This is a genomic window from Nonomuraea diastatica, assembly GCF_004349015.1.
Classification (GTDB): Bacteria; Actinomycetota; Actinomycetes; order Streptosporangiales; family Streptosporangiaceae; genus Nonomuraea; species Nonomuraea diastatica.
Map to the genome: position 1 here is coordinate 48,048 of NZ_SMKP01000041.1, position 12,783 is coordinate 60,830.

Below are 12,783 nucleotides of genomic sequence, written 5' to 3' on the forward strand. Positions count from 1 at the left end.
CCGTGCGAGACCAGACCCAGCCCGGGAGCGTCATGCGTGAGGCACGCCGTACGACATTGAAGGACATCGCCGAGAGCCTCGGCGTCTCCGTGAACACCGTCTCCAGAGCCCTCTCCGACAAGGACAGCGTCGGCCTGGAGACGCGCAAGCGGGTGAAGGCCGAGGCCGAGCGGCTGGGCTACGTGCCCAACTCCACGGCCAGGTCGCTGGTCCTCGGCTCCGCGAGCACGCTCGGCATGGTGATCACCAACCCGTCCAACCCGTTCTACGCCCAGCTCATCAGCGGGATGGAGCAGCACTGCCGGCGGCACGGCTACTCCTTACTGCTGATGGCGACGGAGGAGAGCCTGGCCAACGAGCGGCGCGCGGCCGAGGAACTGCTGCGGCGCGGCGTGGACGGGGTGCTCGTGGTGACGGTGCAGGAGGGGGCCGAGCACTGGCGGCGGTTCCGTGCGGCCGGCGTCCCGCTGGTCCTGATCAACCGTGACGTGCCCGAGCTGAACGCCGACCTGGTGGGCGTCGACCACGTCAAGGGCGGCTACGAGGCCGCCAGGCACGCCGTCGCCCAGGGCGCCAGGAAGATCTACTTCCTGGAGGAGGACCTGGGCGTCTCGGCGGTCGCCGACCGCGTCGAGGGCTACCGGCGGGCCATGGCCGACAGCGGCCTGCCCGTCGAACCCGACACCATGATCAAGGTGCCGACCCGGCGGCTGGAGCAGAGCGCGATGCCGTGGGACCCGAGCGAGGCGTACCGGCTGGCCAGGGAGGTCGTGCGGTCCGCGCAGCGGCCGATGGCGTTCGTGGCCGGCAACGACTATTTCGCGCTCGGCGTCTACCGGGTCGCCGACGAGGCGGGGCTGCGGATCCCCGACGACATCCTGGTCGTCGGCTACGGCGGTCACCCGTTCGCCCCCTACGTGATCCCCTCGCTCACCACCGTGGAGCTGCCCGCCGCGGACATCGCCGTGTCCGCCGTCGACCACATGCTCATGCGGCTCGACAGGCGGGAGGCCGCGGGGACGCCGGAGCAGATCCTCTTCCCGCCCCGGCTGGTCGTGCGGGCGTCGAGCGGCGGGGGCGGCACATGACCGCCTACCTCGGCCGGCGGCTCGCCCAGGCGCTGCTCCAGATCTGGGGCGCGATCACGATCGTCTTCATCGCCCTGCGCGTGCTGCCCGGCGATCCGGCCGAGCTGATCCTCGGCAGCCAGGCCACGCCCGAGGCGCTGGAGGAGCTGCGCGGCAGCCTCGGGCTCGACGAGCCCCTGCTCGTCCAGTACGCCACCCACATGCGGGACGTCGTCGCCCTCGACTTCGGCCACTCCTGGCGGCAGAGCGTCAGCGCCCTGGACGCCTGCCTGGAGCGGCTCGGCTCGACCCTGTCCCTGTCGGCATGGGCGATGGTGATCACGATCGTGCTGGGCTTCGCGGCCGGTTCGTTCGCCGCCCGCCGCGCGAACACCTGGGCCGACCACCTGGTCTCGGTGTCCTCGCTGGTCGGCCAGGCGCTGCCGCCGTTCTGGATCGGCATCATGCTCTCGCTCATCTTCGCGCGCTGGCTGCAGATCCTGCCCAGCACGGCCGACGGCACCATGGTCAGCCTGCTGTTGCCCGCGTTCACGCTGGCGCTGCCGTTCGTGGGCTGGCTGGCCCGGCTCGTCCGCACCGGGATCCTCGAGGAGATGAACCAGGACTACGTCCGCACGGCCCACGCCAAGGGCATGAGCCACCGGGTCGTCTTCTCCGTCCACGTGCTGCGCAACACCCTGGTCCCGGTCGTGACCATGCTGGGCCTGCTCATGGGCTACTTCATCGCGAACGGCGTCATCGTCGAGGTGATCTTCGCCTGGCCCGGGATCGGGTCGCTGCTCATCGACTCGATCACGTTCCGCGACTACGCCGTGGTCGAGGCCGTCCTGACCGTGATCACGGTCTGCTACATCCTGCTCAACCTGCTGGTCGACGTGCTCTACGTGTACCTCGACCCCAGGATCCAGTTGGAGAACGCCTGATGACCGTTAACGTGCGAGGCGCGACGCTCGCCGGCCGGCTGGCCGGGTTGCCCCTGCGCGCGCACCTGGCGCTCGGGACCGTGCTGCTGTTCGTGCTGGCCGGCCTGCTCGGGCCGCTGCTGGCGCCGTACGACGCGGCGCGCACCAGCCCGGTCGACCGGCTGCTGCCGCCGGGCACCCGGCTGTCCGACGGCGCGATGGCGTGGCTCGGCACCGACCAGGTCGGGCAGGACATCCTGGCCGAGGTGCTGGCCGGGATGCGCACGTCGCTGACGGTGGCGCTGGTGACCGTGGCCGTCGGCGGCTCGGTCGGGCTGCTGCTCGGGCTGCTCGCGGGCTACTTCGGCGGCTGGGCCGACGGCATCATCTCCAGGGTCGGCGACATCCAGCTCGCCTTCCCCAGCCTGCTGCTGGCCATCCTGCTGGCCGGCGTCCTGGGCCCGAGCATGGTGAACGTGATCATCGCGCTGGCGGTCACCAGATGGGTGATCTTCGCCAGGGTGGTCCGCGGCTCGGCGCTCGCCGTGCGCGACCGGGAGTTCGTGGACTCGGCGCGGGTGATGGGCGCCTCCCATGCGCGCATCCTCGCCGGCTACATCCTGCCGTCGTGCCTGCCGCCGCTGATGGTCGCGGCCACCGTGCAGGTCGGCCTGACCATGGTCGCCGAGGCGTCGCTGAGCTTCCTCGGCCTCGGCGTGCCCGCCTCCCAGGCGTCCTGGGGCTCGACGATCGCAGAAGGCCGCGATTACCTCGCGTCGGCCTGGTGGATCGCCGCGGTGCCCGGCGCCGCCCTGGCCCTCGTCGTGGTCAGCATCGGCGTCCTCGGCGACCTGCTGCGCGACGCCTCCGACCCGATGACGGAGCTGTGACGATGTCCAACGAAAGGGCCGGCGAAAGGGTGAACGGATCCGCGACCCCGCTGCTGGAGGTCGAGGACCTGGCCGTGGAGTTCGACACGCCGGCGGGGCCGCTGCGGGCCGTACGCGGGGTGTCCTTCGAGGTCGGCGAGTGCGAGACGCTCGCGATCGTCGGCGAGTCCGGCAGCGGCAAGAGCGTGACCGCGCAGGCGCTGATGGGGCTGGTGCCGCAGGCGGCGCGGATCGCGGGAGGGCGCGTCACGATCGAGGGCCGCGACGTCGCCGGGTTGTCCGCCCGCGAGTGGCGGGACCTGCGGGGCGAGCGCATCTCCATGATCTTCCAGGATCCGCTGAGCGCGCTGAACCCGTCGCTGACGGTGGGCTACCAGATCGCGGAGATGTTCCGGAGGCACCGCGGCACCGGCCGGGCGGAGGCCCGTCGCCGGGCGGCGGAGCTGATGGCGCTGGTGGGCATCCCCGATGCCGAGCGGCGGCTGGACGACCATCCGCACCGCTTCTCCGGCGGCATGCGGCAGCGGGTGATGATCGCGATGGCGCTGGCGCTCGACCCACGGCTGCTCATCGCCGACGAGCCCACCACCGCGCTGGACGTGACCGTCCAGGCGCAGATCCTGCGGCTGCTGCGGCAGCGGCAGCGGGCCGAGCGGCTCGGCATGATCCTCATCAGCCACGACCTCGGCGTGGTCGCGCGGGCGGCCGACCGGGTGGCCGTCATGTACGCGGGCCGCATAGTCGAGACCGGCACTGTGGCCGAGGTGTACGAGCGGCCCGCCCACCCGTACACGCTGGGCCTGATGCGGGCGGTGCCGGACCCCCGCGACATCGGCGCCCCGCTGGAGGCGATCGAGGGCCGGCCGCCCGACCTGGCCGCGCGGCCCGCCGGTTGCGCCTTCCACCCGCGCTGCCCGTTCGCCAGGGACGTCTGCCGCACGGACGACCCCGCGTCGCGCGAGCTCCGCGAGCTCGGGGAGCACGGGGAGCACGGGGAGCTCGGGGCGCATGGGCCTCGCCGGGCCAGTGCCTGCCACTTCGCCGAGGAGGTGATCGCGCATGGCCGAGGCTGAGCCCCTGCTGGAGCTGGCCGATCTGGTGACGAGCTATCGCCTGCGGCCGGGGATCGGCCGGCCCGGTGGCGTGGTGCGGGCCGTGGCCGGCGTGAGCCTGACCGTCCGCGCGGGCGAGACCGTCGGGCTGGTCGGCGAGTCCGGGTGCGGCAAGTCCACGATCGCGCGCACCATCGTCGGCCTGGTGCGCCCGTCCGGCGGCAGGGTCCTGTTCGACGGCCGCGACCTCGGCGCCCTGCCCGCCAAGGAGTTGCGCAGGCTGCGCCGGGACATCCAGCTCGTCTTCCAGGACCCGTACGCCTCGCTGAACCCGCGCATGACCGTCGCCGCCCTGATCAAGGAGGCGTGGCGCATCCACCCCGGGCTGGTGCCGCGCGAGCGGTGGGACGACGAGGTGCGTGCCCTGCTGGAGCGCGTCGGCCTGCGTGCCGAGCACGCCGGCCGCTACCCCCACCAGTTCTCGGGCGGGCAGCGCCAGCGCATCAGCATCGCCAGGGCGCTGGCCGTGCGGCCGCGGCTGATCGTCTGCGACGAGGCCGTGTCCGCGCTCGACGTCTCGGTGCGGGCGCAGATCCTCAACCTGCTGCAGGAGCTGCAGCGCGACCTGGGCGTGTCGTACCTGTTCATCTCGCACGACCTGGGCGTCGTCCGGCACCTGTGCGACCGGGTGGCGGTGATGTACCTGGGCAAGATCGTCGAAACCGGTTCCAAGGAGGACATCTACCGGAGCCCGGCCCACCCGTACACGCAGGCTCTGCTGTCGGCGGCGCCCAGCCTGGACGACTGGCGGGCCGACGAGCACGGCGAGCGTGACGAGATCGTCCTGACCGGAGATGTTCCCTCACCGTTGGACCCGCCGACAGGCTGTCGTTTCCGAACACGCTGCTGGCGGGCCCAGGATCTGTGCCGCGACGAGGAACCGGCACTGGTCGAACGGGACACGGGCCACCCGGTCGCCTGCCACTTCCCCGGAGCACTTCCACCCCCCACCACGACGGCGACCGGCAGCGGCCGCCTCATGAAGGAGTGATCCATGCCAGGCACGTTCCTGCCCGCGCTCGCCACGGGCGCCCTGATGGCCACCGCCGTGCTGGCGGGCCCAGGCCCGGCCGCCGCCTCCGCGGGCACCTGCGCTGACGCGCCCGCCACGCCGGTGACGACGGCGGCGGTCTTCAACGACCCGGTGAGCGGGGACGGGGCGGCGCTCGCCCAGAAGCTCTGCGGCCTCGTCCGGCAGACCCCCTCGGGCGCCCGCATCCAGGTCGCCCACTTCGTCATGTCGGGCGCCGCGGGCACGGAGTTCGCCGACGAGCTCATCAAGGCGCACCAGCGCGACGTGGACGTCCAGGTCGTCCTGGACGGCGACAGGCGCGGCGCGGCCATCGCGGAGAAGCTGACGGCGGCGCTGGGCACGGACACCTCGGCGCGCTCCTGGCTGCACGTGTGCACCGGCCCGCCCTCCGGCGGCACCGCCGCCTGCATCGGCAACAAGGGCCAGCACAACAAGTTCTACCTGTTCTCGCGCACCGGCGACGCCTCCGAGGTCGTGGTGCAGTCGTCGGCCAACCTGACCGACCTCAACTCCACGACGTACTGGAACAACGCGGTCGTCGTGCCCGGCAACCGGCGACTTTACGCGGCCTACGCCGGCTACTTCGCCGACCTGGCCGCCGAGCGCAAGAACCTCGACTACTACCGGATCGTCCAGACCGGCGGTCCCGGCGGCTCCGTGCGGGCCCACTTCTTCCCCGAGGCGAGCGGCGACCCCATCGTCGATCAGCTCGGCAAGGTCTCCTGCCGGGGCGGGACGACGATCAGGGTCGGCATGTCGGAGTGGGACACCTACCGCGTCGCGATCCCGCAGCGCCTGCGTGACCTGGCGGCGCAGGGCTGCACGGTGCGGATCGTCTACGGGATCATGGCCGACGAGGTCGAGGAGCTCCTGCGGGCCGAGCCGCGCGTCGAGCTGCGCACCCTCGGCGACGGGGGCGCGCTGCCCGGCCGCGTCCACTCGAAATACCTGCTCGTCGAGGGCTCGTACGACGGCGACCGCCACGCCCGCTGGGTGTTCACCGGCAGCCACAACTACAACGAGACCTCGCTGCGCCGCAACGACGAGGTGCTGCTGCGGCTCGGCAACCGCCGCGTGTACGAGCAGTACGTGGCGAACTTCGAGCGCATGCGCGAAGTGGCGTTGCCCGCGACGCAGCCGTAGCGGGGTCACGACATGCACTGCCCGGCGCCGCGCACGCTCGCCTGCCTGACCCGGTAACCCGAGGTCGTCTTCACCCCGTGCGTCCGCGGGCGAACGCCTCGCGGCCGGTCAGCCGGTGCCGCAGAGGGCGTGGTCGACCAGCGTGGAGAGCGCGCGGCCGGTGACTGATGCTCACCGCAGCCGCCACGATCGACGACCGGGTGGACGGGTTGAGCGTCGGGGCGGACGACTACCTGCCCAAGCCCTTCGCCTTCGCCGAGCTCGTGGCCCGTGTCCGGGCACTGGCGCGGCGGGCGCAGCCCGCGGTGCCGCCGATCCTGGCACACGGTGAGCTCCGCGTGGATCCCGGCCGCCGCGTCGCCACGCGGGCCGGTCGCCGGCTCGACCTGAGCCCCAAGGAGTTCGCCGTGCTGGAACTCCTCCTGGCCGCCCAAGGCCGCGTGCTCTCCGCCGAAGAGCTGCTGGAACGTGCCTGGGACGAAGCCGCCGACCCCTTCACCGCCACCGTCAAGGTGACCGTCAGCCGCCTGCGTCGCAAGCTCGGCAACCCGCCGCTGATCGAAACGGTCTCTCAGGCGGGGTATCGGCTCCCGTGGTCCGCATGAGGCCCTTCGCCCGTCGGTACTGGCCCTGGTGCTGATGACGTTCGCCTCGGTCGGGCTGGGCTGGATGGTGGCGGGGCGCGTCCTGCGCCCGTTGCGGACGATCACGGCGACCGTGCGGGAGATCTCCGCACGCGATCTGCATCAGCGGCTCGCCTCTCAAGGACCCGATGACGAGATCAAGGACCTGGCGGACACCTTCGACGGGCTGCTCGGGCGGCTGGAGGCGGCGTTCGAGGCGCAGCGGGCGTTCGTCGCCAACGCCTCTCACGAGCTGCGTACCCCGCTGACCTTCGAACGGAGTCTGCTGGAGATCGCGCTGGCCGATCCCGACGCCGGCGTGCAGGACCTGCGGGCCGCCTGCGGACGGGTCCTGGCCAGCAACCAGGGCCAGGAACGGCTCATCGAGGCGCTGCTCACCCTCTCCCGCAGCCAGCGCGGGCTGGACCAGCACCAGGATCTGGACCTGGCGAAAGCGGCCGAAGCCACGCTCGGCTCCGCCCATGCCGAAGCCGCCGCACGCGGGATACGGGTCGAGGCGGCCCTGGCGGTCGCCCGCACCGTGGGCGATCCGCGGCTCGTCGAACGGCTGGCGGCCAACCTGGTGCACAACGCCGTGCGCCACAACGTCGCCGGCGGCTGGGCACAGGTCTGGACCGGCATCGACGCCGGACGGCCGACGCTGCGCGTGCGCAACAGCGGGCCGGTCATCCCCGCCGACCAGGTCGACGCCCTGTTCCAGCCCTTCAGAAGGCTCGCGGGCGACCGGACCGGGGACGGGCACGGCCTGGGACTCGGGCTGTCCATCGTGACCGCCGTCGCCACCGCCCACCACGCCGAGCTCACCGCCCGCGCGCTTCCCGGCGGCGGCCTGGAGGTGCGGGCCGGCTTTCCGGGCGCGCCTGACGAGGGATCGGGCAGGCAACCGCCCAAGAGCTGAACCGTCATCCTCGGCACCGTCACCCTGGCCGCCCTGGCCATCTGGCTCCGAACCCGTCCGGGAAACAGCTCTTAGCCGCGGCGGCCCTCCAGCCCCGCGATCGTGAACGTGCCGGACGTGCCGCGCAGGCAGAAGCCGTGGCGGAAGCCCTCACGGGCCTGCGGGGTGGCCAGCGTGTCGCCGATCGAGGCCGGGCAGCAACGCGCGGCGTCCGCGGCGCGGGGGCGTTCCGCCTCAGCCGCTCTTGACCAGGAGCCGGACCGGCCGGTGGATCAGGCCGTCGCCGGTCCACCGCACGGTCGGCAGGTCGTCCTGCGCGCGCAGGCCTGGCAACCGCGTCACCAGCGCGCGGAGGGCCTCCTGCAGCTCCATCCGGGCCAGGTTGGCGCCGAGGCAGTAGTGGGTGCCGTGGCCGAACGCCAGGTGCGGGTTGGGCGAGGGGACGGCGAACCTCCGGGTGTCGAACCGCCGCGGATCGTCGAACGCCGACGGATCGTGGTTGGCTCCCGCGGGGTTGGGCAGCACGACGGTGCCCGCCGGGATGGTGCCTCCGGACAGCTCGATCTCCTCGGTGACCAGGCGGAGCAGGCCGTTCCCTCCCGGCCCCTCGCAGCGCAGGATCTCCTCCACCGCCGGTTCCACCAGCTCGGGACGCGCCACCAGCTCGGCGTACTGGCCGGGGTGGCACAGCAGGCGGAACGAGCCCCGGATGATCATCGAGGCGGTGGTCTCGTGCCCGGCCATGATCAGCGTGAACACCAGGTGGGTCAGCTCGTCCTCGCTGAGCCGGTCGCCCTCGTCGCGCGCCTCGATGAGCAGGTCGATGAGGTCGTCGCCGGGCCTGTCGCGGTGCTGCGCGATCAGCTCGCCCGCGTAGGCCATGAACGCGGCGAAGCCCTCTCCCCTGGCCTTCTCGCTCGCCTGGGAGGTGGACAGGAACATCTCCGTCCAGCCGCGGAACTGCTCGTATGGCTGGCCGGTCAGTGGGGGCTGCGCACCGGCCTGCTGGTGAGCGCCGCCGCCCTGTCGCTCTCACCGCTGGTCATGCTCCTCTCCCCGCTCTCCCGCCTGGGGAGGACACTTCCCCCGCGCACGGCTCGCGACTGACCCCGTCCCAAGGCCGCCCCCGCGTCCGGATCGCACCGGTCCCGGCGGAAGCCGTGCGCGCGGCCCCCGCGGTGTCAACCGCCGCCAGGCGCCTCCGCGGGCGCCCCCGTGGGCATGCGGGAGGTGGCCATGGAGGCGCCGGAGCGGCGGTGGCCGGGGAGGAACGCCGCGATCATGAGCGCGACCAGGACCGCGCCGCTGCCGATCGCCATGACCAGGCGGAAGCCGTTCTCGGACGGCACGGTGAGCGCGCCGAACGTGACGGTCGGCTGAGCCAGCACCACGCCCGCCACCGCGCTGGAGACGGACGTGCCGATGGAGCGCATCAGCGTGTTGAGGCTGTTGGCGGCCGCCGTCTCCGAGACGGGGACGGCCGCCATGATGAGCGCGGGCATGGCGCCGTACGCGATGCCGATGCCCGCGCCGATCACGGCGGAGACGAGCACGAGGTGCCAGATGGCGGACATCAGCACGACGCTCAGGCCGTAGCCGGCGGCGACCACGGCGGCGAGCAGGGCGAGGCTGACGAGGAGCATGCGGCGTTTGCCGTACATGTCTCCGAGCCGCCCCACCACCGGCGTCGCGACCGCGCCCGCGAGCAGGGTCGCGGTGATCGCCCAGGTGGCGTCGGACGCGGTGGTGCCCAGGAGCGCGGGCAGCTGGGGGACCAGCGGGATGATCAACGTCTGCATGAACCACGATCCCGGCGAAGGCCAGCACCGCCACGACGACGGTGGGCCGGCGTGGCGGTGCGGCGGGCTCGGCAGGGATATGGGGCACGTGGCGCCTCCGTGGGTGGCGAACGGACGAGGCGCCCTTTTAAAGCAGTCGCTTGACTTAAGCTAACCTGCCCGGTTAACTGGCGGCGAAATCCGCGGTCAGTCCAGAGGAGGTCGTGATGGGCCACGACGATGTGGAACAGACGCTGAACTACCCCATTCCCAGCGAAGCCGCACTCGAGCCACCGGCCGAGTGGGCGCGGCTGCGCGGGCAGTGCCCCGTCGCGCGGGTGACACTCCCCAGCGGCGACCAGGCATCCCTGCTGACCAGGTACGACGACGTCAAGCAGGTGCTGTCGGACCCGCGCTTCACCCGGCAGCTGAGCGCCGACGACGCGGCCCGCATCGCGGCCAACGAGTCGGGCGGCGTGTTCAACAGCTCACTGGCGACGACCATCCCGCAGGGCGGAGACGGGCACCAGCGGTGGCGGCGCATGGTCGGCAGGTGGTTCACGGCCAAGCGCATGGCCGCGCTGAAGCCCGGCATCGAGGCGATGGCCGACCGGCTCATCGACGACATGGTGGAGCGCGGCCAGCCGGCCGACCTCAAGGCGAGCCTGGGCTTCCCGTTGCCGGTGTGGGTGATCTGCGACCTGCTCGGGGTCCCCGACTCCGACCGCGACACGTTCGCGTACTGGTCCGACACGCTGCTCAACCTGACCCGCTACACGCAGGCGGAGATCGACGCGGCGCAGGCCGAGTTCGTGGCGTACATGGGCGAGCACGTCGCCGCCAGGCGCGCCCGGCCGGGCGACGACCTGCTCAGCGAGCTCATCAAGGGCACCGACGCCGGCGGCGAGAAGATGCCCGACGGAGCGCTGGTCGCCACCGGCATGGGGCTGCTGGTCGCCGGGCACGAGACGACGGCCAACATGATCGGCAAGATGGTGGCCATGCTGCTGGCCGACCGGCGGCGCTGGGAGCGGCTCCTCGACGATCCTTCGCTGGCGCGCTCCGCGGTGGAGGAGTCGCTGCGGTTCGACGCCAACCCGGGCTTCGGCATGCCGCGCTACATCGGCGAGGAGGTCGAGATCGCCGGCGCCGTCATCCCCCGGGGCACGACCGTGGTGTGCAGCATGGCCGCCGCCAACCGCGACGAGAACGCCTTCGAGCGCGCCGGGGAGATGACGCTGGACCGCGTCCCCAACCCGCATCTGGCGTTCGGCTCCGGCGCGCACTCGTGTCTCGGGCAGTCGCTGGCCCGCACCGAGTTGCAGACCGTGCTCGAGGTGCTGCTGCGCAGGCTGCCCTCACTGGAGCTCGCCGTCCCTGCGGAAGACCTGCACCACGTCGAGGGGCTGGCCGTCGGCGGGCTGCGCGAGGTCCCGGTGCGGTGGTGACCGTGGCGGCCAGAACCCCGAGGGCCGGACGGGCCAGCGCGACCCGGGAGCAGATCCTGGTGGCGGCGGAGCGGCTGTTCGCCGAGCACGGGGTGTTCGCCGTGTCCAACCGCCAGGTCAGCGAGGCCGCCGGCCAGGGCAACAACGCCGCCGTCGGCTACCACTTCGGCACGAAGGCGGACCTGGTGCGGGCGATCGCCCGCAAGCACGCCGAGCACACCGAGCGCATCCGCGAGCGGATGGTGGCCGAGGTCGGCGACTCCGCCGAGGTGCGCGACTGGGTGGCCTGCCTCGTACGCCCGACCGCCGAGCATCTGGCCTCCCTGGGCAGCCCGACCTGGTTCGCCCGGTTCGGCGCACAGGTGATGACCGATCCCACGCTCCGCGCGATCATGGTCGAGGAGTCGCTCACCTCTCCCTCGCTGCAGCAGATCATCGACGGGCTCGACCGGTGCCTGCCCGCGCTGCCCGCGGAAGTGCGCGCCGAGCGCAACGACATGGCCCGCCAGCTGATGGTGCACATGTGCGCCGAGCGCGAGCGTGCGCTGGCCGAAGGCGTCCCGACGCCCCGGGCCAGCTGGCACGACACCGCGACCGGGCTGATCGACGCGATCGTCGGGTTGTGGCAGGCGCCCGTCACGCGCGCTCCCTGACCTGCCCTGTCCCGACCGATGCACGAACGAAGGGGGAATCATCATGAGAATCACCGTCGACGAGGACAAGTGCTGCGGAGCCGGCCAGTGCGTGCTGCTCGCGCCGGAGGTGTTCGACCAGCGGGGGGACGACGGGATCGTGCTCCTGCTCGACGCGGCACCGCCCGAGCGGCTGCACGCCACCGTGCGCGAGGCGGCCGACGTCTGCCCGGCGGCGGCGATCGAGCTGAGCGAGTGAGCGTACCCTCCGGTGTCCTGGTGGTCGGGGCCTCCGCCGCCGGGCTCGCCACCGTGGAGGCGCTGCGGCGCAGGGGCTACCGGGGCAAGCTGACCGTGCTCGAAGCCGAGCCGCACCTGCCCTACGACCGGCCGCCGCTGTCGAAGCAGGTCCTGTCCGGCGTCTGGGAGCCCGGGCGCGCCCGGCTGCGGACGGAGGCCGCGCTGGCGGCGCTGGAGGCGGAGTTCGTCCTCGGCGACCCGGCCACCGGCCTGGACGTCGCCGCGCGCGGTCCGCACCGCCTCCGGGCGGGTCCTGCGGGCGGGCGCCGTCGTCATCGCCACGGGGCTGCGGCCCCGCACGTTCCCGGGGCAGGACGAGCTGGCGGGGGTCCACGTGGTGCGCACCCTCGACGACGCGCTGGCGCTGCGGGCGGAGCTGCGTCCCTCCGTCCGGCTCGTGGTGGCCGGGGACGGGGTGCTGGGCGCCGAGATCGCCGCACCGCACGAGGGCTGGGGGCGGAGGTCACGCTGGTCGGGCCGCAGCCTGCGCCACTGGACGGTCAGCTCGGCCCGGCCGCCGCGGAGCTGCTCGCCGGCCTGCACAGCGAACACGGGGTCCGCCTGCGCCGGGTCGCGCTGGAGGACATCGAGATCGCCGGCCAGGTCATCCGCGCCGGCGAGGGCCTGATCCTGGCCAACGACATCGGCAACCGCGACCCGGCCGCCTTCACCGACCCCGACCGGCTCGACCTGCGCCGCGAGGCCCGCCACCACGTGGCCTTCGGCTTCGGCGTGCACCAGTGCCTGGGCCAGTCGCTGGCCCGGATGGAGCTGCAGGTCGTCTACGGCACCCTCTACCGGCGCATCCCGGCCCTGCGGCTGGTGACGGACCTGGAGCGGATCCCGTTCAAGCACGACGGGTCCGTCTACGGGGTCCACGAACTTCCCGTGACCTGGTGAACCCCACACGAGCCC

General features: G+C 72.7%; 14 protein-coding genes and 2 pseudogenes. 14 read left to right on the forward strand and 2 right to left on the reverse strand.

The features are described 5' to 3' along the window. Nucleotides 1-32 precede the first annotated feature (32 nt). The 8 genes and pseudogenes from E1294_RS16670 (at nt 33) to E1294_RS16705 (ending at nt 7,710) form a co-directional block, all read left to right on the forward strand. Nucleotides 33-1,088, forward strand: coding sequence for a LacI family DNA-binding transcriptional regulator (locus E1294_RS16670; protein WP_132509434.1), 1,056 nt, complete (start codon nt 33-35; stop codon nt 1,086-1,088). Continuing rightward, nucleotides 1,085-2,011: an ABC transporter permease gene (locus E1294_RS16675; RefSeq protein ID WP_132509435.1), complete on the forward strand. Its 927-nt coding sequence runs from the start codon at nt 1,085-1,087 to the stop codon at nt 2,009-2,011. The genes E1294_RS16670 and E1294_RS16675 overlap by 4 nt, the downstream gene beginning before the upstream one ends. Next, entirely contained in the window at nt 2,011-2,880 is an 870-nt protein-coding gene (locus E1294_RS16680) for an ABC transporter permease (protein ID WP_132509436.1), read from the forward strand. Before E1294_RS16675 ends, E1294_RS16680 begins: the two co-directional genes overlap by 1 nt. 2 nt (nt 2,881-2,882) lie before the next feature. After that, a complete protein-coding gene (locus E1294_RS16685; RefSeq protein ID WP_132509437.1) occupies nt 2,883-3,953 on the forward strand; it encodes an ABC transporter ATP-binding protein in 1,071 nt (356 codons plus the stop codon). Continuing rightward, a complete protein-coding gene (locus E1294_RS16690) occupies nt 3,940-4,983 on the forward strand; it encodes an ABC transporter ATP-binding protein (protein WP_132509438.1) in 1,044 nt (347 codons plus the stop codon). The genes E1294_RS16685 and E1294_RS16690 overlap by 14 nt, the downstream gene beginning before the upstream one ends. A gap of 3 nt (nt 4,984-4,986) precedes the next feature. After that, nucleotides 4,987-6,168 carry a phospholipase D-like domain-containing protein gene (locus E1294_RS16695; RefSeq protein ID WP_220447781.1) on the forward strand — a complete coding sequence of 394 codons (1,182 nt, stop codon included), beginning with the start codon at nt 4,987-4,989 and terminating at the stop codon, nt 6,166-6,168. Nucleotides 6,169-6,332: 164 nt separating this feature from the next. Then, nucleotides 6,333-6,773 (forward strand): annotated as a pseudogene (locus tag E1294_RS16700) (response regulator transcription factor); the annotation flags it as partial. A 34-nt stretch (nt 6,774-6,807) separates the two neighbouring features. Beyond that, nucleotides 6,808-7,710: a sensor histidine kinase gene (locus tag E1294_RS16705; protein ID WP_132509439.1), complete on the forward strand. Its 903-nt coding sequence runs from the start codon at nt 6,808-6,810 to the stop codon at nt 7,708-7,710. 234 nt (nt 7,711-7,944) lie between these two features. Here the strand turns inward: E1294_RS16705 and E1294_RS16710 are convergent, their stop codons facing one another. Then, nucleotides 7,945-8,694, reverse strand: coding sequence for a cytochrome P450 (locus E1294_RS16710; protein WP_342775056.1), 750 nt, complete (start codon nt 8,692-8,694; stop codon nt 7,945-7,947). A gap of 197 nt (nt 8,695-8,891) precedes the next feature. After that, nucleotides 8,892-9,509 (reverse strand): MFS transporter, encoded by a 618-nt coding sequence (locus E1294_RS16720; RefSeq protein WP_181958507.1) that lies wholly within the window; start codon nt 9,507-9,509, stop codon nt 8,892-8,894. A 206-nt stretch (nt 9,510-9,715) separates the two neighbouring features. Here E1294_RS16720 and E1294_RS16725 point away from each other — a divergent pair, with 206 nt between their 5' ends. The 6 genes and pseudogenes from E1294_RS16725 to E1294_RS55830 all read left to right on the forward strand — a co-directional run bounded on the left by E1294_RS16725 (nt 9,716) and on the right by E1294_RS55830 (nt 12,768). Next, nucleotides 9,716-10,936, forward strand: a complete 1,221-nt coding sequence (locus tag E1294_RS16725; RefSeq protein WP_132509442.1) for a cytochrome P450 — start codon at nt 9,716-9,718, stop codon at nt 10,934-10,936. A 2-nt stretch (nt 10,937-10,938) separates the two neighbouring features. Then, on the forward strand, nt 10,939-11,589 hold the full coding sequence (locus tag E1294_RS16730; protein ID WP_425465208.1) for a TetR/AcrR family transcriptional regulator: 651 nt from the start codon (nt 10,939-10,941) through the stop codon (nt 11,587-11,589). 43 nt (nt 11,590-11,632) lie between these two features. Further along, entirely contained in the window at nt 11,633-11,827 is a 195-nt protein-coding gene (locus tag E1294_RS16735; protein ID WP_132509444.1) for a ferredoxin, read from the forward strand. A gap of 20 nt (nt 11,828-11,847) precedes the next feature. After that, nucleotides 11,848-12,075, forward strand: a pseudogene (locus E1294_RS57750) (FAD-dependent oxidoreductase); the annotation flags it as partial. A gap of 79 nt (nt 12,076-12,154) precedes the next feature. Further along, nucleotides 12,155-12,496: a hypothetical protein gene (locus tag E1294_RS55825; RefSeq protein WP_246083061.1), complete on the forward strand. Its 342-nt coding sequence runs from the start codon at nt 12,155-12,157 to the stop codon at nt 12,494-12,496. Then, a complete protein-coding gene (locus E1294_RS55830; RefSeq protein ID WP_281284442.1) occupies nt 12,430-12,768 on the forward strand; it encodes a cytochrome P450 in 339 nt (112 codons plus the stop codon). The genes E1294_RS55825 and E1294_RS55830 overlap by 67 nt, the downstream gene beginning before the upstream one ends. Nucleotides 12,769-12,783: the final 15 nt, after the last annotated feature.